The following is a 26281-nucleotide window of genomic DNA, read 5'->3' as shown; positions in this document are numbered from 1 at the left end:
ACATGAGCGCTTTGTCTAATCTGCTAAGCGGCTCCGAAGCGCTATTCCATTCATCGATAGAAGGCCGGTGGTGATTCGACATTTAATCATTCCTCCTTGGATTATCGATTCAGCTTGTCTCATCCATCCTGCTATGCAGCGGCAACCCAGTCCGATTCTCGACTTTCACCTTGTAGCCCGGAGGAGCATCAATCCAATATTCCACGCGCCCGCTTGCCTTGGTCCACGCTACGCGGATCGCTCCGTCATCTATCGGCAGCACCCCCTTACAGCATGAAATTTCCAGATCGCTCAATCTAAGCGTCATGCTTCTGGCGATCGGATCAATTTGATAGACGCCAAGCACATCGCGTATCAGGCTGTGTACGACATGCGAAGCGAATCCGTGATTGCAGCTGGCGTAGTCCCCGTCATTCTCCCAGAGCGTCCCGGTTCGTTCTGCCATATACAGCAGGTAATCCGCAGATTCATCCAGTGACTGCTGAACGTATTCGTAACGGGCCAGCAATTCGAGGCGCAAATAATTTCCGATAAAGGCATTGGCTTCGTGAACATCCGGAAAAGCATTCGTGTGCTTCCTGGATGGCCCAAACCGGGTGAGCAGCGTATGCCACAGCTCGGGATATCTCTCCGGATCGGCAGTGCCGAAGTAGAACGCATAATACTGGCAAACCTCGCTCTTATTTTGAGTTTGGACCAACCGGCCATCCTCTCTCACTGCATGGTCTATGAAAAAGCTTCCGTCGAAGGACTGCTCACGAATAGCCTGATTCACCCGCTCGGCCTCTTGCAGGAGATGCGGTAAACGATAGAGTCGTCCAGCGGCAGCAAGCGAAGCGGCATAAAGCATATTGCTAGGATAATTGACGTCCTGTACGAATTCGTTCGCTTTGGACCACTCCAGGAATACCCAGCCTTCAAGACGCTCCAGCAGTCCGTCTTCGTTCTTGAACCGTTCGAAGTAATCAAATAATTCAAGGATTCTTGGCTGCATCGCTTCGATCAGCTGCCGGTCTCCGCTCCGTTCCAGATACGCCTCCAGTTGGATAACGAACCATAGCGACCAGTTCGGAATAAAATTGCCATCATAATGGTCCGCGGGGTAGCACATCGGGAGCATGCCTTCAGGCAAATGCGGAAAGCGATCGGGCAAAAGGTAATTCTCGAAGAAGGCTCGCTCCACCTTCGTCTGACCTGTCAGGCTTAACGCCGCCCGTCCCATGAAGTAGCTGTCGCAGAGCCATCCGGCACGCTCCCTTGAAGGGCAATCCATGAACAGATCGACAACGTTCTGGCGGAAAGTTTCCCTTCCTGCTTCGAAGATCATATTGAGCCGTTCGTCGCCGGATTCAAACTGCGCTTTGCCGGCAGCAGCGTTGGCGTACTCCCTCATATAAACCTCGGATACCTCGCACGCCCCTTCGGCTGCAATCCACTTCATATAACGCAGCGTATACGGCTCGAACGATTCCAGCCTGTAGGTTCCCGGCTCAAGCTCATACCGCAGGGCATTCACGCAACCGAACCGCAAAAAATCAACGTCGTCCTCTCGCAGCACCTCGTCGAACGTAATGTACAGCAATGTACGAACGCGGCATCGGACAGTAGCGCCGATGAACCCGGTCCTGTTGATTCCCATATCCACAATCCCGAACTCGTTGGGATTGAGCTTCAGCGAGCTGCCTTGCGTAAGCGGCTGCCGACTGACACGAAGGCTATGCGCTGGCAGATCGGTCAACTCATCCGACAGAATAAAGGCCAGTTGTTCCATTTCATAACCTCCCAAGAGAGGTCCTATATCTGTGAGAGATCGGTCGCGCCAATATACGCCTTGCGATTTGCGGCGGGCAACTTCACCTCTTGCGTATAGCGCAATCGGATGGCGTTCGGTGAACGCAGCCAAGGGCACATCCCTTGGAATAAGCAGCTTTTCGTTTGTCTCCGCGCAGATGACGTTATCGAATGGCGCGCTCATATCCGAGCGCCAGCGATCGAAACCCGATCCGAGCGCGTATGCCTCGACAAAAGTTCTCTGAAAGCTGAATCGCTGGACCTTTTGTATGCGTTCCTTTAACAGAGCTGCCTCAAATCCGCTCTCGGCCGTCGTTGCCAGAAGGACCTCCTCACCTGCCCGGACTTCCGCTTGCACAAAAGAAGGCTGATCGAGTACATAATAGCTGTTGATATTGTAGCCCGCGACTTCTATCGCCACGATGTTGTCGCCCTCGTTCGCAGATTCGCTCAGGTCCCATACATCGACTCGGTAATGTCCATGGGGTCCGCGGGCGGGGCCGTGCCCGACGAACCGGCCGTTCAAATAGCAGCGATACAGGGTCGATGCGGCGATGTGGAGCGTTAATCTGTCGTTCTTGCGCTTGGCTGCCACGCCCCTGAACCCGGCGGTCAGATTTCTGTCCAGCTCTCTATCCTTGGGCCAAACGGGTCTGGCTGAACGAAAATGCTCATGGTTCGTCTTCTTGCTCACACCTGTGCATCCTCCTCACATGCCTGTTCTTCCTTGGCGGCAGCCGCGGCCGATTGTCCTGGATGATCGCCAGCCGATAGAAAGTCGGTCTGCGGACAGAAGAACACTTTAATCGCTTCCTGCCGGTTCAACAGTTCAACGGCTTGGCCATAATCCCCGAATGACGCATGATGGGTTTGGAGGCATTCGGTGTTCAGCCCCTTGTTCTCGACAAGATCGATTAGAAGTTGATGATCGCGCGGACCTACAGGCCTGTATTTATACGATTCCAGCTTGGTACCCCGCGCCCACAAATTTTCAGGATAAGTAATGTCTCCGCGCAGCACCCCGAAGATGACGACATGCTCGTTCACATGAGAGAGTACATTTTGAATCGAAGCGGCCACGCCCACGCAGTCGTATCCGAGCTCAAATCGCAGATCCTGCAATTCGTTCGCATGCATGACCGTACCCAAGCCTAAATTTCGAACGTATTGAATTCTGCTCTCGCTGACATCGATGCCGACGACACGCGAAGCTCCCCACAGACGAGCCACCTGTACGGCCAAAATGCCGGCAGGTCCAAGACCCGACACCAGAAGCGACTTTCCTCTGAGATCGCCGAGCTGCATTAACCCGATGACCACGCACTTCAACAGCTCGAACGACACCGCCTGCTTAAGCGTTATGCTGTCGGGAAGCTTAATCAGCTCTTCTTCGCGGTAAGCGGCGAACTGTGCATAGGCTCCTTTAGGGACGATATGCTCTAGAGCCGCGACGCGATCTCCAACGGCGAAGCGGTATACGCCGGGCCCCACGGCTTTGACGACGCCCGCCATCTCATGCCCCGGAAAACCAATCGGCAGAGGATATTCCGGAGCTTCGTCATAATTGAACATATCTCGCCCGGCCATCATATTCATGTCCCAGCGCGGGCAAGTCGACACCATTTGGATTTCTACCAGCACCTGATGATCCTGAAGCTCGGGCATTTCTGCATCCACAATTCGGAATTGCCCGGCACCGACGATTTGCAACGCTTTCATTGCTGTTCCTCCCTACTTCCGTTTCGATGAATAGCCTTTCGATTAGTCTTATCCTACTGTGAAAACACGTCTGCGTCTTTGCAGAGTTTATTGTTATGCCGCGTATGGCAGAGGCTTTCTTCGAGCATCCGGACGGCGTTTGCGACACGTCATTTGCACAAAACTGACTTTCGCGAGGGCGCCTGAGTAAACACTTCCATCAGCTCCGCTCCAATGTCCGTTGTCTTCTTCCAAAAGCAAGCTTGGATAAAAATACGCTGATTTCGTATAACAGTACGAGCGGTACTGCGACAAGCAAATCCGATACAACGTCCGGTGGAGTAACCATTACGCCGATCGCAATCAGAATAAGCCAAGAAATTTTCCTTATTCTAACGAGCAACGCCGGGCTCAGAATACCGATACGGCTCAGAAACAAAATGACGAGCGGAAGTTCGAACAACAGAGAGATCGGTATCAATAGGTTGATCAAGAACGAAAAATATTGCGCCACCCCATATGTTTGCTCAAGCCCTAAATTCATAGTGACCTTCTCCGTGAACAAGAATGCCATCGGAAAAACGACAAAATAAGAGAAAGCCAAGCCGACGAGGCACATAACAAGCGCCCAAGGAACGAATACGAGCGTTGCCTTCTGCTCTTTTTTCTCTAACGCTGGTTTCGCGAATAACCACAGCTGAAACATTGCGAATGGAATCGCGACGACGAATGAGATTAAAAATGCAAATTTCATATATAGCCCGATGGCATCCCAAGGTGAAAACGCGTGCAGATTCAAGTTGTTCACCGGTGCCGCTTCCACCAAATAATCGAATACAGGCTCAGAACCAAACAAGCCCCCGATAAGGCCGGCAACGAATACGATCAAGCAAAAAATAATCCGTTTTCGCAATTCGCCGAGATGATCCGTGAGCGGCATCCATTCGTCACTGCGTTGTGCGCTTTGGTTTTCGGCCATCTATCACTTTTCGCCCCCGCGACAATGAGGCCGCCCCTAAGGCGAAAAGATATTTCGCATCGAGAAGCCGGCCCCATGAAATTTTGTTCGTTGCAAAATCGCTTTATTCCGGCAGTCGCCGTTCCGCTTTCAGCGGCTCCGGCTGTTCCGGGTAAATGTCGACACGGCTTGCAGGTTTCGGCTCGTTCAATAAATCATTAGCGCCCTTCTTGAACTCGCGCAACGTACGCCCGAACGCTTTGCCAAGTTCAGGAAGCTTATTCGGTCCGAATAACAGCAACGCGATCAACACAAGCAATATGATGCCGGATGTACCAATACCGCCCATCGTATTCCCTCCGTTCTTATAAATTGATTTAGTTGTATCGTACTGCATGAACGGATTGGCGTCTTTGCAGGTCTTGGACTTTTTCACCAATTTCGAAGTCTTATTTTTGTTGTTGTGCCATCGATTCGACTTCTTCATTTGCACGAATTTGACAATGGCGAAGACATAGGGGGCCGAATACATCGGTCGGCTTCACTTTCAGCTAGATAGGTAAAGAGGCCGCCAAATTGGCGGCCTCTCACTGACTGCGTTTATGCTTTCCCTCCGACGGGATCTCCCTGCCTATTTAAGAAGTGGTCAGGACAGCTCGCGCCAAATGCGTTGAAACTCCCGGTACATGCGTTCTCTGTCGATTTGCTTGCCGATGTACGCTTTGATCTGGACGGCCATCCGGGACGTGTTGGCTTCGTAGCCCGGATATCGCTGCCACATCCATGGAAGCGTCTTGCCTGCCTTGAGATACGCGATGACGTCGTCGGCCAGCGGACCGAGCTGTCCCTTGCCGATCGGAATGCTTCGGAATGGCGGAATCAGCTTGGCGTCCATAAAAAATTGCCGTCCTGCCGCAGATGTGGCGATCCAGTTCATGAACGCTTTGGCTTCCTGTTTGACGCCGGAGTTTTTGTAGACGACCCAGTAGTTGGGGACGCCGACCTGAAGCTTGTCCATGGCCGAGGCGTCGTTATTGATCGGCATCGGCAGAAAGCCAATGTCGAGATTCGGATTCATCTCGTCCAGCTGCAGCTGCGTCCATATTCCCTGCTGCATCATGGCCGCGCGGCCGGCCGCGAAATTCGCCATCTGCGCGTTGTAGTCCGTCTGCAGCGAATCGGGCTGCCCGTACGCCACCGTCAAATCGACCAGATCCGTCCACTGGTTCAGAATCGCATTGTCCGTCAGACTCGCATCGCCTCTCTTCACCGCTTCGACGAATTCGAACGGATGCGGCTGGGCGGCGAACGCCAGGTTGAGCAGATGGTTGCCGACGATCCACCACTCCGCATACGCGTTCTCGAACGGTTGAATCCCCGCTGCCTGCAGCTTCTTCGCCGCTTCCCTCAGCGCCTCCAGCGTAACCGGAGGCTCGGCGATTCCCGCTTGGCGGAACAGCTGCTTGTTATAAATAAAGCCCCACCCTTCAATGACAAGCGGCATGCCGTAAACCTTGCCGTCCTTCGTAATGCCCGGCTTCGTCAGATCAACCAAGTCGGACACCCATGGCTGATCGGACAGGTCCTCCAGATATTCCTGCCAGAGATCGAGATCGGTGTATCCCGCAACGAAGAAAAGATCCGGCTTGTCGCCGGAATTAAATCGCGTTTTTAGCGCGGCGCTGTAATCGCAGCCGCCGCCGCAGGTGTCGACGGCAATGCGGACGCCGGTTTCCTGCTCGTATTGCTTGGCCAGCGCATTCAGCTGCTCGGCCATTTCGACCTTGAAGTTGAATACATGGACCGTTCGGTCGGACGGGCTGGCGGTCGCGATCTCTCCCGCTTCATTCGAGGCGCCGTTCCGTGAGATCCCGCATCCGCCGGCGGTAAGGACGAACAGGAGCAAGACGGCGAGCCGAAGCGAATATCCTTCTATACGTCTGGTCATATCGGCATTCCCTTCGTGTTTCAAGTCGGCAGTACAACCAGTATAACGTGCGCTTGAAATAGAAGATAGACGCTGCCATGGGCCAATCTTGCTCCTTAAGGCCGATTATCTCGGCCAACGCTCCACCTTGCCGGGCAGCGGTCCGAACGGTTGATGCGGCTCGGTCTGGTACCAATAGGCGACCGAGGCCACATCGTCCTGCCGCTCGAACAAGCCCTTTTTATACACCCCGATCTGCTGTATCGTCACCTTCAGATCCTGGCGGAAGCGGATGGGGTCGGGAATGTGCCAGCGGTAGAAGCCCCTCATCGGAAGGGTGTCGTCGTTGTGATAAAGATTGTGGACGGAATCATCGTGACTGGCGTAATAAGGGTAGCCCATGAACGGCGTGTTGTACGTGTTCTCTACGGTCCTTCCGTCCCGCTGCGTCGCGAAGCTCCAGGCCCCGCCGAAATAATCCTCGGTCCCGGTACCGCAGATGGTCGGATATTCCTCGTCGCCGTCGATGTACATTTTGATCTCGCCTTCTCCCCACCAGTAGCGCTCGAGCGCCGTAAGCGCAAGGTACGTGCCGACATACTGACCGGCCCCTTTGACCTGGTCCAGGATGACGTAATCTTCCCCTTTGGTCGTGATCGGCTGTCGTCTCCATTGCGCATGGAAGTACGCCGTTTCCTCCGGCAGCTCGTCGTGCAGGCAATAGTCGATTTGATAAAACAAAGCCGGAATCGGAGCTTCATGCTGGTTCTCGATCGTGATCCTCGCTTTGCTGCGGAACGGCATCGGAAAATAGCAATTGAAGCCCCTCGTCGGATTGACGACGATCGGCATGGAATTGACGACGCAGCCTCTGCCGAAGCCATTGCAAAAAAAGTCGCCCAACGGACTTTCGACGGAAGGGACCGTCTCGTCGTCCCAATACATGCGCAAAACGAGATCGCGCAAGACGAACGTATCGGCTTCGGTGCGATCGGTCACGGTGATCCAGATATGCTCGATCACGCCGGGTCCTGCGATCTCCGCCAGCGTCGCCGTCGCGCCCGGCGCTACATCGCGGATGCAAGGCGAGCCTTTGCGGGAAGGACCGAGATGGCTGGCCGCCATCCCTCCTTTGCCCTTCTCCCCCGTCGGATTTTCTGCGTTGACCGCGCGGCTTCGCCCCGGTTTGATCAGCGGGAGCGCCGACAGCCCTCCCATGAATGGATTTCCGTACATATCTAATGTCTCCTCTCAAAGGCCATCATATTTCGAAGGACGCGTATGTCGCTTAACCGTTTTCGCATAACCTTTGTCGCTTAACCCTTTACGCCGCCGGCCATGATGCCCTCCATAATCTGCCGCTGGAAAAAGGCGACAAAAACGATGATCGGCAAAATGATGATCCACCCCATGGCGCTCACCAGATCCCAGGGCACCGCATACATATTGTCCCGCAGCGGAAGCTGGGTGATGGCGGTAGACAGCACCGAGATGCCGTTGGAGTAAAATAGCGGCGTAAAGAAGTTGTTCAGACATGTAATAAAGTTGACGATGCACACCGTAGCGAGCGCCGGCCTGAGCAGCGGCAGCGTCACATACCACATCGACTGAACGAAGCCGCAGCCGTCGATCGACGCGGATTCTTCAATGGAGACCGGGATGTCGTTCAAGTAATTTTGCAAAATAAGAATCGAAAACGGAAGAATGCCGCTGATGTACAAGACGATGAGTCCGGCGTAAGTGTCGTACAGATGAACGTATCGCAGAAAATCGTAAAGCGGACGCGCCGTGACGACATCGGGAATGAGCATGGAGGCCAGCAGAAAAGCGACGGCCAGCGACAAGCCCTTGCTGCGAAATCGGGAGAAGCTGAAGGCCGCCATCACGGAGACGATCATGCCGATCAGGATGGACAATCCGACGATAATGAGGGTATCTCTGATTTTCGCTAACAGCCCGACGTTCTCGATCAGGAACCGGTAGCTTTCCAGGGTTGGATGGGCCGGCCAATATTTGATGGGTTTGGCGAACAGTTCCCCTGCCGGCGTAATGGACGAGATGAAGATCCACCATAGCGGGAAGAGGATGAGAAACGCTACAACGGCGGCCAGTCCCCACATCGCAATCGCGGGGAGCAGCCGTCTCGCGCGGTTGGAAACCATAACGATCGCTCCTTAGTAGTCTACGCGCTTGGCTGCGGACATGCTGAGACCGCTAAGCGCGGCCATAACCAGAAACAACACGATCGCGATGGAGGCGGCATACCCGGTGTTCAAATTCGTAAATGCTTCCGTCGTCACCCGATAAGCGACCAATGCCGTACTCTCGCCGGGCCCTCCGCTCGTCATTGCATAGACGATATCGAAGGACGTCATTCTCCACATCGTGAAAAAAATGCTGAGCACCAGAATGTTCTTCGAGAGCAGCGGCAGCGTGATCGCAAAGAAGGATTGGACGCTTCCCGCTCCATCGATCTTGGCCGCCTCGTACATATCCGAGGAGATGAATTGCAGCCCGGCCAGCACAAGAATCGCGAAGAAAGGAAGGTCCTTCCACAAGTCGACGGCGATGACGGCATTGCGGGCAGTCCCCGTATGAATGAGCCAGTTCATCTGGAACGAGGGATCGAACCACCGGATGAAGTTGTTGACGAGCCCGTAGTCGTTATTGAACGCCCACTTCGATGCCATCGCGATGACCACCATCGGCATCGCCCACGGAAGCAGGACGATCGTGCGAAGCACCTTCTGCCCGGCGAACTTCATATTAAGAATAAGCGCCAGGGCGATGCCGAGAATGAGGTGGCCGGCCATGGAGCCGACCACGAACAGCACAGTGAACGAGATGGACGCGATCATCTTGTCGTCCTGGAACATGTCAACGTAATTTCTGAATCCGACGAACCGATGAATGCCCTGCAGCAATTTGACTTCGAAGAAGCTGATGCGGAATGTATCCGCAATCGGGTACAGCGTCGTGAAAAAACGAATGAGCAGGGCCGGCAGCACAAGGATCCACGCGATAGTTAAATATTTTTTGTTCGCATACATGGCAACGCGCCTTTCTTGTGAAGGATCGGGAACCGGCTTCCCAGCCGGCGCTTATTTATATCGGTCTACGGCCTCCTGCGCCTTTTTGCAGAATTCGTCCAGCGTGATTTTGTTCTGAATGTAGTTCTGGAACTGCGTTCCCATCTCGGAGATGAACTCCATCGTCTGGGGAAGCATCGGACGGCCATGAATCTCGTTCGTCTTCTGGATCTCGGCGTACACGTCTTTGACATCGCCGGTAACCGCGTCGCCGGCCGCAACGTCGGCTCTTGCCGGATAGCGATCGAAGTTTTTCCATCCGTTCAGCTCGCCGTCTTCGCTTGCCGCGTATTTCAGGAACTTGATCGCCGCTTCCTTGTTTTTGGATGCCGAGTTGAGCACATAGCTCCAGGAATCGGTGAAGATGCTTCGCTTCGCGAACATCGGCATGTTGATCATATGAATCTGATCCTTGCCGTACCGGTTCGCCTTCTTGTAGTCCGTGCCCGTTCCCCACATGAACACCGTGGCATACTTGCCGTCGATAAACTTCTGGTTCATCTGCTCGTACTTGTCCGCGATCTGATCGACCGGCGTTACCTTCCACGTATTGGCCATGTCGTACATGAACTTCACGGCCTTCCGGCTCCCTTCGTTCGACCAATCGTAGTAATCGCCGCCGAACAAATTGACAAAGGTGGCGATCTCGTTAAAGACGTAGGTTTTTTCCCAGGAGCCGCCGTAACCGTACTGTCCGTCCTTCGTTGACGCCTTCAGGAACTTCACGAAGTCCTCTTCGTTGTCGATCGAAGTCATCCCGGCCGCATCGAGCTTCTTCTGGTCCACCCACATGGCGAGATAGCCGGAATAGCTGGGCACGCCGACGACATCGCCTTTGTTCGAAGTCAGCATGTCCTTCATGTAGCCTTGCGGCAGCTGCTTCATGATGTCTTCCGTCAACACCGAATTTTGCAGCGGCTCCAGCCACCCCGCGTTTTTGAACGATGTCGCCATCTCATCGTTGACCTCGAGCACATCGACCGAGCTGTCGCCCGAGGAGAGGATCGTCGATACCTTCTGCTGGCGGGTATCCGAATCCGTCGGCGCCGCAACCCACTTGATCTTTACGCCGCTCTTCTCCTGCGCTTCCTTAAGCCATTCCTCAAACTTGGGATTGGTAGATTGGATCGTATAGAGCGTAATTTCATCCTGCCCGCCGGAGCCGCTCGCACCGGGTGAGGAGGAGCCCGCCGGCGCTGCGCCGTTCCCCTTCGAACCTGAGCAGCCTGCCAGCATAACGGTGACAGCCAAAGCGGACGCGACCAGCCATGTGCTTGATTTTCTCACACGTAACCCTCCCTGTTTTGTAAGCGCTAACGTTGGAACAGGTCCAGTATACCCGCTTCCTTCAGCCCCAAAATACGAACGGCTTTGATCAAAAAGGTGTAAATTTGTGATCGCGGCGGCGCGCGAGCTTATGGCGCCAACCTACTATTGAACTCGCTGCGAATCGCGTGGTAGACTGAGTACCAATTCGGGGAGCGAGGAGCATTCGTCATGAAGTATCCCAGCAGCATACGGAATAAACTGAGTTTATTTCTGCTTATCGCCATTCTGCTGCCTATCGCCGCTTCGATTCTCATCTCCTATTTTTATACGAAGAACTCCCTCAAGAACGAGGCCGTTCGCGAGAATTCCAACACGGTGCGCCAAGGCGCGACGAGCATGGCGAACCTGCTGAGCCAGATGAATGCCATCTCTCTGTACGCCTACAACAATATCCAGGAGACGAACAGCCTGTACAATATACTGGAGCGGGGAAGGAGAGACTTCATCGTGGAGAACAATCTCTATTCCGGCCTCCATGCCATCGCCCAATCCGCCAAGGACATCCAGCAAGTGTACCTGTATTCCGATCTGGCCGATCAATCGTACCTGCTCATCGACGGCTATTTGAAGCGGGCGGCGGGACATTCGGGGCTGAACGGCCATTATGCGCAGCCTTCAAGCAAGGACGACCCTTACTTCGAGCCCCCGCATCCTTCCCACAACTACGGCATGGAGGAATTCCCGTATAGCCCGACCAATACCGTTCTCACCATCCATCGCCCGGTGTACCGCGCCCCGCTCAAGGAACGAATCGGTATACTGTCCATCGACTTCAAGCTGGACGGACTTCGCAGCATAAGCAATATGCTCTACGATCGAGGGAACGAGAAGCTGTACTTGCTGGACGATACGGGCACGGTGTCGTATTCGTCCGAGGATAATCTGATCGGCAGCAAGCCCGACTACGCATGGCTGCAGCATGCGCGCTACAGCTTCTTCCAGTCCGGCCACTTCGACTGGCGGGACTCGTCCTTCGACGGCATCGTCGTCTACGAGAAATTCGAGCTGATCGGCCGCTCGTGGATGGTCGCCAAGGAGATTCCGAACCACTATTTGTACAAGAACGCTTCCCGCGTGCTGCGCATCAACATGCTTGTTCTGGTCACTTTTCTGATCGTGGCCGTCGCCGCAACGTTGTTCATCTCCGTCAAGCTGACGACGCCGATCAAGAAGCTGACGGAATCGATTCGCAAGATCAAGCTGGGAAAGCTGCGGCTGGATATCGACTGGGAAAGAAGCGATGAGGTCGGCGTACTCGGCCACGCGATCAAAAACATGGTGGATACGATCGATAATCTGATCATGAGGGAGCTTCGGCTGGAGCTGGCCAACAAGGACAATCAGCTCAAAGCGCTGCAGGCCCAGATCAATCCGCATTTTATTAACAACACGCTGCAATCCATCGGCTCCGTCGCTCTGCATCATCGCGTCCCCAAAATCTACGAGCTGACCTCTTCGCTGGGCAGGATGATGCGTTACCATATGAACACGGAAGAGTCCATCGTGCCCTTGTCCAAAGAAATCGCCCATACGGAAGCTTATCTGGAGCTGCAGAAGCAAAGATTCAAGGCGCGTCTAACCTTCCGCATCGAGACGGAGGAGGCTGTCCTAGGCGCGCTTGTGCCCAAGATGACCGTCCAGCCGCTGGTGGAGAACTGCTTCAAGCATGGGTTCGGGGAAAACATGGACGCCGCCGAAATACGTATTGTCGCAAGATCGGATGGCGATCATATAAGGCTGTCCGTTGAGGATAACGGTGCGGGCGTCTCTGCCGAGCGATTGCAGGAGCTTCGAGGCTGGATGGAACAGGACGCGTCCATGGAAATGCCGGGGGGCAGCATCGGATTGATGAATGTGTTGTCGCGCCTGCGCTTGTACGATGACGAGCCGGTACAAATCACGATCGATCATGCGGTACCGAACGGTTTTGCGGTCGTCATCCTTATCCCTTGGCGAAAGGCGGTGTAATTCAATATGAAGGTGCTTATCGTCGACGACGAAGAAGATGTTCGAGACTCGATCAGAATGCTGGTGGATTGGGAGACATACGGGATATCCGATATTCTGGAAGCGTCCGACGGAGGCGCGGCGATGGCAATCATCCGGGCGGAAAAACCGGAGATCGTGTTCACCGATATGAAAATGCCGGGCGTAGACGGGCTGGAGCTGCTTCAGTGGATCGAAAGCGAATGCCCGGGCTCCAAGCGGATCGTCATTAGCGGCTACGACGACTACACCTACATGCGTCGAACGATGAAGCACGGCGGACTCGATTATTTATTGAAGCCGATCGATCGCGGAGAATTGCTCGAATCGCTGCGCAACGCGGTGCTCGCCTGGCGCAAGGAGGAGGAGGAACGCAAGCTTCATATCCAAAAAAACGTGGAGATCAATCAGACGATGCCGGCGTATTGGGACAAGGTGCTGTCGAACGTCGTTACCCAACCCGGCTATTACCGGTCCGTCGCCGCCGAGCTACATGCCGCTTTCGGGTGGCACGGCGAGCAAGCGTTCCGCGTCGTTCTTGTGCCGACCGACCCGCTCTCCGGCATCGTTCATCGCAAATTCGGCCGCAATCTGGACCTCTTGCACTTTCTGATGACCAACGTCTGCAACGAGGTGCTGGGTTCCGTCCGCTCGGGATTCGCGTTTAAGCATACCGACCCGAATCATGGCATCGTGCTGCTGTATGCCGGCGATCCCTCCGAACTGCACCGGAAGCTGCACGAGATGAACGACTCCTTCGCCCGCATTCTTGGCACGCGTTTTCGCTTTGCCTGCGATCCAACGCCGGTTCTATTGGACACGGTGCACGCCGGTTTTCAGAAAGCGATGCAGGCGGCCCGATCCATTGCCTTCCGTCAGGGTGCGAAGCAGCAGGCAAAATGGATCTATCAAGGCGAGAACGCATCGACACCGGCGGCCAAACAAGCCGTTCTGGCCGATTATGGCAGCCAAATTGCCGTCGCCGTCTACAGCGGGGACCCGACTAAGATCGAGCACGCCGTCGCCCAATGGATCGAAGCCGTCGAGCGAATGCAGGAAGTTACGCTTGAGCATCTCAAGTATTGGCAGTACGAATACGAGCTGTTGATGAACCGCTTGATGCAGGAAGCCAGCGGCTCTTCCGCATCGACCGAATATACGCGATCGATTCCCCAGTCCGTATTCCCGATCGATTCGGAAGGCAGCTTGTCCCTGACGGATATGCAGCGTGAATGGATCGAGTCGTTCAAACAGGCGGCTGAACGGCTGCGGAAGGCTCGTCAGAAGGAAAACAGCGTCATTCATGCCGTAAAGCAATACCTCGAAGCGAATTACCGCGAAAATGTGTTGCTGCAGGAAGTCGCCCATCGTTTTTTTGTCAGCCGCGAGTATGTATCCCGCAAGTTCAAGCAGGAGTTCAACGAGAATATCTCCGATTACCTGGAGCGAATTCGGATCGAACACGCCAAGGCTTTGCTATGCAACATGCAGTATCCGATCTCCGCGGTCGCGGAGATGGTCGGATACCAGGACGCGAGATACTTCAGCAAGATTTTCGGCAAGCTCACGCATATGACGCCAAGGGAGTACCGCAAGAAGATAGGTGCGGCCGGCGTCGTCAGCGAAGCGGATGAATGAATGGCGGTTATGCGTCGTAGTGCAGTACGATCTCGGCTTCTTCTCCGATTGCGTCAAGCGTAACCGTCTCGGTCGCCGGGTCGTACGTTCCGCCTGCCGTTCGCGTCGGGTGCAGCCCTTGCGGATGTGGCAGCCGGATGACGATCCGGCTGGGCCGCTTGTCGGTATCGCAGCAGACGATGCGCGCGCGGATCGTTCCTTCGCTTAGCCGCGATTCGGCTCGCAGGGTCAGCGGGCCGAAGTAGGTGGCGACCCCTTCCAGCTCGATGGATTGGCCGTCTTCCAGCCATCGCCGCGGGATGCCGGGCAGCAGGCGCAGCGTGTCGCCGTCTTCCATATACAGCATCCACCGCGTCTGCATGAGGAACCAGCCTTCCTCGTGCGTCTTGTGCGGGCTGGCGTGCCAGAAGTGCTCCCAGAACGTATACGTCTCCCGGTCCGCCAATCCGGCGAAGCCATTGTAATAGGCTTTCAGGAACGGCTTGACCTCGCCGCGCTTCAGATGGACCCAAGGGTGGATGCTGTAATAAGGCTGGCTTAAAGCCACGTTGCGGGTACACATCAACTCATGGTGATAGTTCAACATGAATTCTGCCGCGCCTTCGTCAGGCTGTACAACCTCTTGAAAAACGAGATATAGCGGGCCAAGAAGGGAATCCCGGGCGACGGCAGACCCGTGCGTCAGCCATTTGCCTCCTTCCCCGTTCACGGACAGCGGACCCCTGTGCTCCGCCCAGGGAGGGGCCGTTGGCACCCAGCTGCCGTCGGCCAGCGGGACGACCGGAGAGCTCGCCATCGCGGCGAACAAGGCTTCACGGATATCTGCCTTCAAAGCTTGCGCTTCGGCTTCGATTCGAGCGGAGCGCTCCGGATCGCCGATCGCGAGCATCTCTGCCAGCCTGCTCAACCCCATATAGGCGTACCCGTTCAACATGAAGGAGCGGAACGGGTCTTCCGGGTCCGCCGTCTTCCCTTCCAACATCCCGTAGCCTTTCCCCCGAAGCTCCTCCTTTTTGTTGCGGCTGCGCCAATTCGCGAGATAGTCGAACGCCTTCAGCAAATGTCCCTTTATCCGATGTACCCATTCCTCGTCGCGGGTGTACCGGTAATGCTCGCCGAGGCTCCATAACGCAGCTCCCGTTTCCAGCATATAGCCGCTATAGTTTTGCATCAGACCGTCTTCGTGCTGTTTATCCAGAAAAAACTGCAGCGCTCTCTCCGAGAGGTCGCTCCACCCCATGGACGCCATAAATTGAATAATCGGCGAGCTCTCCGAGCCGATCGCCGTATAGACGCCGATCGTCGGAACGACCGTCTCGCCGGGCTCAAGCCCGTAAGTGACGAGGTCGAGATGGAGCAGACCGGCCTTGACCATCTCCTCGATCCGCGGCTCAGGAAGCTTGATCGAGGCTGCCCGGGACAGCTTCGCCAGCCAGAACGCGCGGCACTCCTTGTGTCTCTCCTCGAAGGATTGCCGGCTCAGCCCTTCGGCGCGTTCCCTGGAAATCGGGCGGTGAGGCAAATAGAATTCGAACGTAACCGAAGCGCCCGGAGAAATGAGAACGGCCGTCTCTTCCATCTGAAGCGGTTTTCCGTTTAGCTTGGATACGCAGCAGACCCGGTCCTTCGAGAACTGCACGAACCCGCTTTCACCGTCGAACGCGTATTGTTGATCGTTATTCAAGACAAATGCGTTGGGAATGACATTCTTGAACCAGGCGTATCTTGGAACTTCCCCCCTATTCGTAGCTACCGCCCGGAAGTAAAGCACCGTCTCCTCCTCCCGGTTCATCTCCTGCGGAAGGATCCGTTCCCGCCGGGCTGTCTGATCTTCCGTCAGCATATTAAAGTGGCCGAAGCCATCGGCGACCAAGTAGTGGGTGCCCCTTAACGTCTCGACATTCAGTTGGCTGCTCTCGTAAGAGACAAAGGATACCGTGTCGTAGACGATGTCGTTATCCGAGATAGAGGCATGCAGGATGGGAAGCGATCCTTCTTCAAGTCTGCGAGTGACGCCTTCCACGCAGCCGATGCCTCGGCCAAGCATATATCGATAGCAGACGGCTTTGTCTTCGTTCTCCGGCAGCGTCACTTCGTGACCGTGAAATCTCGGTTGAACCCAATCCCACAGTCGTTCCTCTCCCCCGACGCCGCGGAAGCCGACGCCAAAAATCCGAATATCGCGCGACAAGCCGAGCCATGTCTGGGAAGCGAGTTCCCGCGTATGGCCGGCGGCGTTATCGTAGTTCTCCTCCGGCTCCTCTTCTATCCGCTGCAGCTCGGTAATCAGGTTCTTGGCCTTGATGTCGCGCTCGATTTGTTCGTAATTCCGATCGTCGTCGACTTGCGTTACGGCAACGCCGTAAGCGGGAATGTAAATCGGATAAACGCTGTTCACATCCCTCAAATAGAAGCTGAAAGGGTGCTCCTGCGCATCGATCTTGATCAGGATCGCCTGCGATTCTTTCGGATCTTCAGCTTGTACGTTTAATTCCAGCCGCGCCGGACTTCCGTCCGTGGAGAAGCGCAGCCCATCCGTCATGCCGCTTCCCCGTTCGATTGTGGCACTTATCGTGCCGAAGGTTGTCGAGACGGTTCCTCGGCTTGGCCCCTTCTTCCACTCCACCGCAATTTTCGCATCCATCTATCCAGATCCCCTTTTTCGTAGGCCGTTAAGAGCTTGCGGAAAAAATGCGCGCGTAGGCATTTAAGCAGCCGAATCGATAGGCTTCGGCACTGTTCGGATCGAACGGCAATCGCTCAACCTCAAATTCCTCCAGCCTGTCAATAACGCCTTTCACATAATCGTCGATTCTTGACGATGTCGATCGAATACGAGCGAGTAATCCGCCGTATCTGACATCGAGCACTTCCCAACCGAACGGTTTATAAGTCGCCATCCATTGCGCGCTATGAGCAAGCCTCAGCGCATCCACGCTGTCATACAACCGGGGCAACACGTTATATGCCAGTTGAGCCAATTGTTCCTTGCGTCCGTTTTCGTAACTCGTTTTCATCTTCAAGCCGATATCCGCCTTCAGCTCCAGAACTTCGCATAAACGAGCCGCTGTCGCGAATAGAAATGACCACGCAGCGTTCTCCTCCGCGTGTTCTTCCATTTGAAGCTTGACTTTAGCATAATGCGCCGCGACATGAAGCTCTTTAACGCAAGGATCAAACAGACCGGTCAGAAGGTCCTGCCACAATAAAGCCTTGGAGGGATTCGCAGGGATCAGATTCGGCTGCCGAACGCCTGGAATATGATCAATAAGAGATAAGTTCATGAAAGCATCCCAGGATGCTCCCGTACAAATCCGGAAACGATCTTTAATCCGAGCCAGATCGACCTCTTGCGCATAGGCATGCTCAGCGTATAGTTGCATGCCCGGAAGCGCGGTGAAATAGTTGGTCTCCGCCCCGTCATCGCCCCAAACCGTGGCAAAAATCTCGTCCACCTTCTCCAGTTTGCATGCGGACAATGCGGCGTTTGATGTCGCAAAAGTTTTATCGTAATTCACGTTGACGCCCACAAAAGTCCAGATCCCGCCGGCAAAAATGCTGCGTTGCCCGAGTCCGTCATGTTTGCGTATCATCGACCGGTAGTGGTCTTCATCCTCGCTATAATAATCCCAATAAACGAAATCAACGCCGGCCGGCATCTCCGAACGGACTTCCTCAGGAAGCACCGTATCCCGTTCGTAATAGCCGCCTTCCTTCGAAGCAGCCTTAAAATACATGTCGCTCCAGATCATCGGTTCCAGTTCGTAAGAATGGGCAATCTCTATAACTTTACTCAGATGCCCGGTCATAAGCTTAAATCGATCCTTATAGCCATTTTTCTTCAAATAGCGCCCTAAACCCACTTGATCCGCTTCGTCCATGCCGAGGTGGATTCTTCTTGACCGCAGAGGCGAAGTCGCGGCACGAATCATCCGATCGATCATTTCGTAAGTGCCGGGATCATCCACCATCAGAATGTCCTCGTTATCCGAGATCGCCGGATCGACATTCCATTTCAAAGCTTGCTTCAGATGGCCTAACGTTTGAATGACCGGAACGACTTCAATGCCGAATGCGTGCGCATAATCGTCGATTTCTTTCAGTTCCTCGAATGTATACCTTCCCCGGAAATAGCCGAAGTAAGGCATCCCCGGAATTTCGAAGGTATCTTCCATATAGAGGAGCAGTCTGTCCATCCCCATCCAAGCCATATGTCGGAGCATTCGTTTAACACTCTCCACTTGGAAGACCGCATTGCGGGAAAGATCGAATAAAGTGCCTACTGACTTGAATTGAGCGGTTTCCTCAAGTATGAAACTTTTGGAATGCATGAAATGTTCTATAAATAAGCCTAGCGCACGGAAAAACTGATGTTTGCGTTCGAAGCGAATTCGAGCATTTGTTTCCATACACTCCACTTTCAAATGCCCGGCACCCATCTCCACTTCGACGGGAAACCCGTCATCGGAAATGCAGATCTCACGATCCCGGATCAATTCTTTCACGGCGTCGATCAGATCAACCTGATCCCCGTACAAACGAATTTTCAAGGCCTTTGTTCCCTCCTTCCATTCCTTCATTCTCTAGCCTTTTACACTTCCCAAAATCAAGCCTTTCGTAAAATACTTCTGCAGAAACGGATAGATCAGAATGACTGGAATCATAGCAAGTACGATTTGAGCGCTCTTATTGGTCCTCTGATTAACAAAATCCATAATCCCGCCGCTTCCGTTGCTAGACATCGCTTGTATTTGGGCAGCGACATTAATCACGATCGTTTGAAGATAGCTTTGCAAGGGGTAATGTTGAGGCTTATTCATATATAAAAGACCATCAAACCAGGAATTCCAATGATTCAGAAAACAGAATAACACCAATGTTGCCAAAGCCGGCGTGGACACAGGCAGGTATATGCGAAGTAATATTCTCCAATGGTCTGCTCCGTCAATATGAGCGGCTTCCTCCAGCTCCTTCGGAATTTGCCTAAAGAAATTCAGCAGAACGATCATATTGAATACAGGAAGCGCCGTTGGTAGGATCAGCGCCCATATCGTGTCAATCAAATAAGTTTGCTTAATGACCATATAGGTAGGAATCATGCCGCCGTTAAAAAGAATCGTGATAATAAAGTACCAGGCGTAATGTCCCCGCAGCCGAAAAACGTTTTTTTCTTTGGATAGCGGATACGCGGCCAATATCGTAAGCAGCATGTTAATCGCAACGCCCAAGACTACTCTGTTCATAGAGACAACCAGAGCTTTAACGTACGCACTTGTACTGGCCACATATTCGTAAGATTTTGTCGTAAATTCCACCGGCCAGAACCAAACCTTGCCGGCCGACACCGCCGTACTGCTGCTCAATGAAACGGCCAAAACATTCAATAATGGCAACAAGCAAGACAAGGATACCAATATAAGTACCGCGTAGTTTGAAAATACAAAAAGCTTTCTTCCTATTGTGTTGTTGTGAAGCAAACGAGCACACCCCCTTAAAAAATACGGTAATTGGCAAATTTATCGGCTAATTTATAAGAAACGGCAATCATAATAAAAGAAATGACAGATTTGAATAGTCCCACAGCCGTTGCCGGCGAATATTGTGCATCAACGATGCCAAGCCGATAAACCAAAGTGTCGATAATGTCCCCGGTTGCATATACCATAGGGTTGTACAAGTTAAAAATTTGTTCAAATCCTGCGTTCAATATATTGCCCAGACTGAGCACAGTCATGAGAATGATCACCGGTTTAATGCCTGGCAAAGTAATGTGAAGGGTCTGCTTCCATCGATTAGCCCCGTCAACAATCGATGATTCATACAAGGTCGGGTCTATGCCGGTTAATGCTGCAAGAAATATAACGGTGCCAAATCCGAAGTTTTTCCAAATGTCCGTGATAACCATAATGAACGGAAACCAGTTTTGATTGCCCAGAAAAAACACTTCTTGAATACCAACGAATTGCAGTACTTTATTGACAATTCCCTCCGAAGGGGACAGGATATCAATGATTAAGCCGGATACAATGACCCAAGATAAAAAGTTAGGCAAATACACAATCGTTTGGAATGTTCTTTTGTGAAACTGTTTAGTTAACTCATTCAGGAGAAGTGCAATGACGACAGGCACGATTAAATTTCCGACAATTTTCATCAAAGCAATGTAAACCGTGTTCCATAAAACTTGATAAATATCCGGAAATTGAAAAATATATTTGAAATTATCCAAACCGACGTACTTCGACCCTAAAAATCCATTTACAGGCGTGAAATTTTGAAAGGCGATAATGATGCCGAACATGGGGACATAGCTATAAATAAAAACAATAATAAAGGCAGGTAAAATCATGAGGTGCAGCGGTATTTCTCTCATCCATTTCATTTTATGCAAAGTTAATCACCTTCTCTGAGTTATAATCAAAACTCGGGAAAGATAACGAGAGTGTCACCTTTCCCAAGCATGATCATCTAAGCTTTTGCCTCATTAGTTGTTATAAGTATCGTTAACTTCCTGCGTGATCCGATCTCCGCCAAGCTTTTTCCAATCTTCGACGAATTTATCGAAGTCATCCACCGGGCGTACGCCCATAATAATTTTTGTCAGCACCTCTTGCTCCAGCTTGAGCAAAGTAGATTTCTTCTGCACGAGCGTATCGGTACCAACGCCAGGCATCTGGTTGATCATTAAGAGATTGTTATCTCGATAATGCTTAAGTATGGCGTACGATCCATCGTCGGCCATTTTTTGAGTATAAATTTGGACGTTTCCATTCGAAACATCCCCTTTTTCCACAAAAGCCAGTCCTTGTTTATATTGGCCCTCCAACAAACTGTTGATTTCGCCTTTCATAGGACCGTCGGTATATCGAAGCGTAGCATCGCTTTTATTTTTTAAAGCCGTATTTAATTTGTAAAAATCGTTCATCGCCAGGTCCGGATTATTCATGGCAGCAAGGGCATAGGTGCTGTATAAATACGTACCGTCTTGCGATTTTTCGAATTTATTGCTATCTTCTTTCGTTCTGTTCTCATCCACGACGTACTTTACATAAAGGTTCAGCATCTTGATTAAAGCTTCCGGATGCTTGGCATTTTTACTGGCAACCATGTAGCCGGATATGGGCCATGGATTTTCCGCAAGAGCAGGCTGATCATCTACCGACACGAGTGGATAAGGCTTCCAAATGGCTTTGGGGTTCGTTTTAAGCATTTCATCGAACGGCCAGCCTGTATTCCACTCCATGCCGATACTCATGCCAATTTTATTTTTATAAATGTCTTCTACGACTTTGCCGGGGTCTTTCACCCCGAATTCCTTGTCTATTAGCCCCGCTTTAAACATTTCCTGAAGCTTTTTCAATGCGTCTTTCATTTGAGGCTGTACGCTTCCATATACAAGCTTTCCGCTATCATCCTTAATCCAGATGGAAGGATAGGCATGATATCCATTGAAGAAACCTTCAAGCGAAGCTACCCCCATCAAATAATCGCCTTGGAATCCACCGAAAAAGGCATTCGTTACAGCTAATCCATACGTATCGTTTTTCCCGTTATTATCGGGATCCTGCTTCGCAAAAGCTTCGGCTATTTTCACAAAATCGTCCATCGTTTTCGGCGGTTGCAGCCCCAGCTGCTCCATCCAATCCTGACGAATCCAGATCATCAAGGACTGACCGGCATAATCCCCCTGCGGAGATAAGCCCACAAGTTTTCCATCCACCTTTCCGGACTCAAAGCCTTGAGGAAAAGCGTTCATATACTTTTTGACAAGAGGTGAAGCGTATTTCTCAAAAGCTTCGGTTAAATCCGCTAACTGACCATCTTTAGCAAGCATCTTAAACTGTTTGGAATTGACAACGAAAAAATCGGCATATTCACCTGAAGCAATCGATACATTTAATTTGTTATAGTATTGCGTCGCTTCATCTGCCGACCATAACCATTTCAGTTTGATGCCTAACTCATCTTCATAAGCCTTCATCCATCGATTGTCGTCAATCGTTTCTCCATTTTCAAACTTTGTGCTGATTCCGATCGCCTTAAAACCTGTCACTTCGATAGGCGGCGTATATTTGCCGAACGGATCGGTAGCGCTTTCAGAAGCGGTTGCAGAAGCGGTTGCAGAAGCACTTTCAGGAGCGGTCGTTTCCGTAACGGATGACGCCGCTCCGCTGGCAGCCGTATCATTTTTATTTTTTGTACAAGCTGCAAGCGAGACGGTCAGCACGATGGATAGTAGTGCGAAGCTGCTCTTTTTGACAAAAGATCCCCACATACGATTACCTCCAGTTTAGGTGTAAAGGAGAACATAGGTTGTGCACAACGCTATAAATCAATCATACTCGGCGTTAGCGAATCGCATAATATACAATCGGTTTACAATCTTGCCTTCGCTTTACTTGTTCGTGTGATGGCTTTGGTCACGATATTCCTGGGGACTCATACTTGTGGCCGTTCGAAAGGAACGTGTGAAATACGGGGCGGAGATATACCCGACAGCTGCGGCAATTTCATTGATTTTTAAATGGCTATTTCTAAGAAGCTCCTTCGCTTTTGCTAACCGAGCCTCTTTGATAAAGTTAAATATATTGTTGCCTGTCACTTGCTTGAAGAGTCGCGATAGATAGGATGGGTTGAAATGGACTTGCTCGGCAAGTAAGACAAGCGACAAATCTTCCCCCAGGTGATTGATAATATAATCCTTAATATGAGCTACAGCCACATCGGAACGCTTATCTTCTTCTTTTCTTTGAATATCAAAAATGACATTGGTCAATTGTAAAAAATAATGACCCGCTTCTTTCCATGACGCGTGTTCATCCGCTCGTGTTAATTTATTCATGTTGATTTTTAACGCTATTTTCTCTGTTAGATTCCACCGGTTTATGTAAGACAAAAACAGGATGGATATGGAATAAAACAGTTCCAAAGATGGATTATCGTTTTTATTTTCGATATCCTCGAACCCTTCCACGACCTCCGATAATCCTTTGGAAAATTGATCTTGTTTTCCGCTTTCCAGAAGCCCTCTCAGTTCTTTGATTTTTTTTAGCTGGAAATAAAACGTTTGAACATCTCGATCCAACAGAAGGCCGCTGTCAACTAAAAACCCATCCATTCCGGTACCGATTCGATAGTTCAATAGCTGCTTCAAGTGCCAAAATCTTTCCGAGATGGCTTCCCAACTGACAGCTCTATGATCAATAACAAAAGATAAGGAAGTATCCACGACTTCCTTGCAAGCTGCCTGGATCGGGTCTAACATTCCTTTTACAAATACTTGCATATCAGCCCCGTCGTCATTCGTACCCGACTTCATCCCGTCCCCGTTCGGCTGAATGATCCAAAGCAGAGTCGATGGATCATACATAATCAAGTAGGTTCTGACATAGGGGTGAAGGAGTTGTTCGACGATCAGCTTAATTTGGAAGTACGTTTGCGTTCTTTCGAAACTGACTTTGTTGGCATGGAATTGATCTATGCTTCCTGCAAGCAACAGTAGTGGAATAGAAGCATCCAAATTCATTTTTAAGTTTCCGAGCTGCTGATCTATTTCTTCTGCGGAATACGATGCTCCATCCAACAGGTCGAGCAGAAACTCTTTTTGTAAAAGCGGTAATGCCTGGAGCATTTGGCTTTTGGTGTTATGGATGAGTTCATTCATTTCAATGGCATACTCAGATTCGTTGAATGCCTTTTGCACTTCATTTACGATGACTTCATATCCTTCAGTCTTTAATAAGTATTTGACGCCGTCGTTTTTCGTTGCTGCATAAATATAATCAAATTCGTTATACCCTGTTAGAAAAATCACTTTACATTTCGGCCATTTCACCTTGATAATATCGAGCAGCTGCAACCCGTTCATACCCGGCATACGGATATCCGTTAGAACAACATCCATTTTTGTTCTGTTCAACCAGCCCAATGCCTCATAGGCCGAATAAGCCTTATAGACATCCAGTTCCATCATCTCGGCTTGCTTGAATTGTATATACAATCTGTCAGCAATGTCTTGTTCATCATCCACAATGAGTAAACTACGCATCGATTGGTTTCTCCCTTTCCATGTCAATGTGGATCTTCACCGTTAGGCCGCCGTCTATTCCGCGGTCAACGCCCACGCCGCTTAACGGACCGAATTTCATTCGTACGCGTTGGTGGATGTTCATCATCCCCGTAATCTCGATCATATCCGCGTCACCCGATATTTTTCCGGCGAGAAGGTTAAGATCCGATTCGCTCATTCCACAACCATTATCTTCCACAACGATAACCAAAAAACGATTCATGGCAATAAACCGGACTTTTACAATGCCATCGGCCGATTTGTTTTCAAGACCATGCTCAAATGCATTTTCGATAAGGGGTTGTATGATTAGACGAGGTACGATTATGTTTTCATATCCCGGAGGCAGTTCTTCAAACTCCAGGCGCATGCGGTTACGGAAGCGTCTGGCTTGAATTTCGGCATATATTCTGGCATGTGCCACTTCGGCCGCAAGACTTACCTCATCGGAAGCATTTCGTGTCATGTATTGGAAATATCCCCCGATTTGTTTTACAAACCGTTTGGAATTGTCATAGTCTTCATCCTCCAGCATGCTGTATAAAGTAAAGTAGCTATTATACAGAAAATGTGGATTGATCTGAGATTGCAGTTGTTTCAGTTCAGCCCGCTGAGCTAATATTTTCTGTTTATAGACCTGATCGATTAAAGCCTTCGTGTTTTCCACCATTACATTAAATCTTTTAAATAAGTATCTGAACTCGTCTTCATGATGATGTTCAATGCGTACATTCAAATCCCCATTTTCAACTTTTTTGAAAGAACTAACCAACTTCAACATCGGCTTGTGAATATACTTGTAAGTTGAATAAGAAAATAAAAGGATGATGACGAGGGAGATTGCCGTAAAAACCCACAGCCAATTGCTGTATCCTTTCAAAGGTTCAAATATGAATTTTTCCGGAATATACGTAGCGAGCACTAGGCTTGAATGCGTGGATCCTGCATAAAAAACTTGATAGGCGGTACCCTTTATTTTGAGTAAAGCGTGGCCCGCTTTTTCCTCTTCTTTTCGTTCGCCCAAATATTTTTTCAAAGAGATTTCAACCATGGGGTTATCGTCCGTCGTAAGAAAATAATGGTGGTCGGGGTTCATGAGTACCGCCCCGCTGTCTTTATAGTTGTTGAATTGATTCAAGGCCGTTCTTATTTCTTTCTCGTTGAGTTCAACCGCGATAATAAATGAGGAAGAATGCGTGTTGTTGCTATATTCCAAAGGGCTTAAAAAACTTAAAAACAATCTATTTTCCCAGAAGCTAAAGTAGTTATGACTTTTGTCCGGGATGTGATCAAGCAACTCCTTATCATTGCTTGTTATTTTGCTTAAGCCATAAGAGGCGGTAATTTTATTTTCGTCATCGCTCGCCGGAAGAAGCACGATAACGTCTTTAATATATGCACTACTGTTCTTGATGGCCAGCAGCCGTTGTTGCAAACTCAGAATCGCGCTCGCCTTATCATACAAATTCATCGTTTCAGGCAGATTAGCCATTTTATTCAGATTGACATCATTAATCAAATCACTTTGAAGCAATCTAATTCGATCCATTTCCTTTTCGAAATTCTCAAAATAGAAATCAATTTGAGATTGTATGGAATTTGAAATTTCTTTTTTAACCGCACGCATCCCGAGATTAATGAAGTTGATGCCTAACAAGCAAATAGGAAGCAAGACCACAAGAAAGGTAGACAGCAACCTTCTGAATATCCCTCTCTTCCATAATGTAAGTAACATCCTCATTCATTTCCCCCTCTATATTTAAACGTTGCTAGGGATAAATCGTAAAAAGGAGGCG

The 26281-nt window shown here is 51.0% G+C and carries 18 protein-coding genes; 2 read left to right on the top strand and 16 right to left on the bottom strand.

Annotated elements, in window-relative coordinates; all coding sequences use genetic code 11:
- Positions 1-109: 109 nt before the first annotated feature.
- The 9 genes from KVT38_RS35515 to KVT38_RS03135 all read right to left on the bottom strand — a co-directional run bounded on the left by KVT38_RS35515 (position 110) and on the right by KVT38_RS03135 (position 10750).
- Complete coding sequence (locus KVT38_RS35515; protein WP_217592241.1) at positions 110-2485, bottom strand: alpha-L-rhamnosidase-related protein; 2376 nt, start codon at positions 2483-2485, stop codon at positions 110-112.
- The gene (locus KVT38_RS03170; protein WP_217592240.1) at positions 2482-3510 is read right to left on the bottom strand and encodes a zinc-dependent alcohol dehydrogenase; all 1029 of its coding nucleotides are present in this window, start codon (positions 3508-3510) and stop codon (positions 2482-2484) included. Before KVT38_RS03170 ends, KVT38_RS35515 begins: the two co-directional genes overlap by 4 nt.
- A 199-nt stretch (positions 3511-3709) precedes the next feature.
- Complete coding sequence (gene tatC, locus KVT38_RS03165) at positions 3710-4468, bottom strand: twin-arginine translocase subunit TatC (RefSeq protein WP_217592239.1); 759 nt, start codon at positions 4466-4468, stop codon at positions 3710-3712.
- Between the two features lie 103 nt (positions 4469-4571).
- A complete protein-coding gene (tatA, locus tag KVT38_RS03160; protein ID WP_217592289.1) occupies positions 4572-4796 on the bottom strand; it encodes a twin-arginine translocase TatA/TatE family subunit in 225 nt (74 codons plus the stop codon).
- Positions 4797-5093: 297 nt separating this feature from the next.
- Positions 5094-6395, bottom strand: coding sequence for an ABC transporter substrate-binding protein (locus tag KVT38_RS03155; RefSeq protein ID WP_217592238.1), 1302 nt, complete (start codon positions 6393-6395; stop codon positions 5094-5096).
- Positions 6396-6500: 105 nt separating this feature from the next.
- Entirely contained in the window at positions 6501-7610 is a 1110-nt protein-coding gene (locus KVT38_RS03150; protein WP_217592237.1) for a glycoside hydrolase family 172 protein, read from the bottom strand.
- An 80-nt stretch (positions 7611-7690) separates the two neighbouring features.
- Complete coding sequence (locus KVT38_RS03145; RefSeq protein WP_217592236.1) at positions 7691-8536, bottom strand: carbohydrate ABC transporter permease; 846 nt, start codon at positions 8534-8536, stop codon at positions 7691-7693.
- A gap of 12 nt (positions 8537-8548) precedes the next feature.
- Positions 8549-9424 (bottom strand): carbohydrate ABC transporter permease, encoded by an 876-nt coding sequence (locus KVT38_RS03140; protein ID WP_217592235.1) that lies wholly within the window; start codon positions 9422-9424, stop codon positions 8549-8551.
- Between the two features lie 51 nt (positions 9425-9475).
- Positions 9476-10750: an ABC transporter substrate-binding protein gene (locus tag KVT38_RS03135; RefSeq protein WP_217592234.1), complete on the bottom strand. Its 1275-nt coding sequence runs from the start codon at positions 10748-10750 to the stop codon at positions 9476-9478.
- Between the two features lie 210 nt (positions 10751-10960).
- On the opposite strand from KVT38_RS03135, the gene KVT38_RS03130 reads away from it, so the two are divergent.
- Both KVT38_RS03130 and KVT38_RS03125 read left to right on the top strand, forming a co-directional pair.
- The gene (locus tag KVT38_RS03130; protein WP_217592233.1) at positions 10961-12760 is read left to right on the top strand and encodes a cache domain-containing sensor histidine kinase; all 1800 of its coding nucleotides are present in this window, start codon (positions 10961-10963) and stop codon (positions 12758-12760) included.
- Between the two features lie 6 nt (positions 12761-12766).
- Positions 12767-14416 carry a response regulator transcription factor gene (locus KVT38_RS03125; protein ID WP_217592232.1) on the top strand — a complete coding sequence of 550 codons (1650 nt, stop codon included), beginning with the start codon at positions 12767-12769 and terminating at the stop codon, positions 14414-14416.
- A gap of 7 nt (positions 14417-14423) precedes the next feature.
- Here KVT38_RS03125 and KVT38_RS03120 read toward each other — a convergent pair whose 3' ends face one another.
- The 7 genes from KVT38_RS03120 to KVT38_RS03090 form a co-directional block, all read right to left on the bottom strand.
- Positions 14424-17060 carry a glucosidase family protein gene (locus tag KVT38_RS03120; protein ID WP_217592231.1) on the bottom strand — a complete coding sequence of 879 codons (2637 nt, stop codon included), beginning with the start codon at positions 17058-17060 and terminating at the stop codon, positions 14424-14426.
- A 28-nt stretch (positions 17061-17088) separates the two neighbouring features.
- Positions 17089-18966 (bottom strand): beta-N-acetylhexosaminidase, encoded by a 1878-nt coding sequence (locus tag KVT38_RS03115; RefSeq protein ID WP_217592230.1) that lies wholly within the window; start codon positions 18964-18966, stop codon positions 17089-17091.
- Between the two features lie 33 nt (positions 18967-18999).
- A complete protein-coding gene (locus KVT38_RS03110; RefSeq protein ID WP_217592229.1) occupies positions 19000-19893 on the bottom strand; it encodes a carbohydrate ABC transporter permease in 894 nt (297 codons plus the stop codon).
- Between the two features lie 14 nt (positions 19894-19907).
- Positions 19908-20798 carry an ABC transporter permease subunit gene (locus KVT38_RS03105; protein ID WP_217592288.1) on the bottom strand — a complete coding sequence of 297 codons (891 nt, stop codon included), beginning with the start codon at positions 20796-20798 and terminating at the stop codon, positions 19908-19910.
- Between the two features lie 102 nt (positions 20799-20900).
- Entirely contained in the window at positions 20901-22691 is a 1791-nt protein-coding gene (locus KVT38_RS03100) for an extracellular solute-binding protein (protein WP_217592228.1), read from the bottom strand.
- A 120-nt stretch (positions 22692-22811) separates the two neighbouring features.
- Positions 22812-24464 carry a response regulator transcription factor gene (locus KVT38_RS03095; RefSeq protein ID WP_217592227.1) on the bottom strand — a complete coding sequence of 551 codons (1653 nt, stop codon included), beginning with the start codon at positions 24462-24464 and terminating at the stop codon, positions 22812-22814.
- Positions 24457-26220 carry a sensor histidine kinase gene (locus KVT38_RS03090; protein WP_217592226.1) on the bottom strand — a complete coding sequence of 588 codons (1764 nt, stop codon included), beginning with the start codon at positions 26218-26220 and terminating at the stop codon, positions 24457-24459. Before KVT38_RS03090 ends, KVT38_RS03095 begins: the two co-directional genes overlap by 8 nt.
- Positions 26221-26281: the final 61 nt, after the last annotated feature.

The sequence above is a fragment of the Cohnella sp. GbtcB17 genome (genome assembly GCF_019091135.1).
GTDB lineage: Bacteria > Bacillota > Bacilli > Paenibacillales > Paenibacillaceae > Cohnella.
This window is presented reverse-complemented; position numbering and strand designations above follow the sequence as displayed.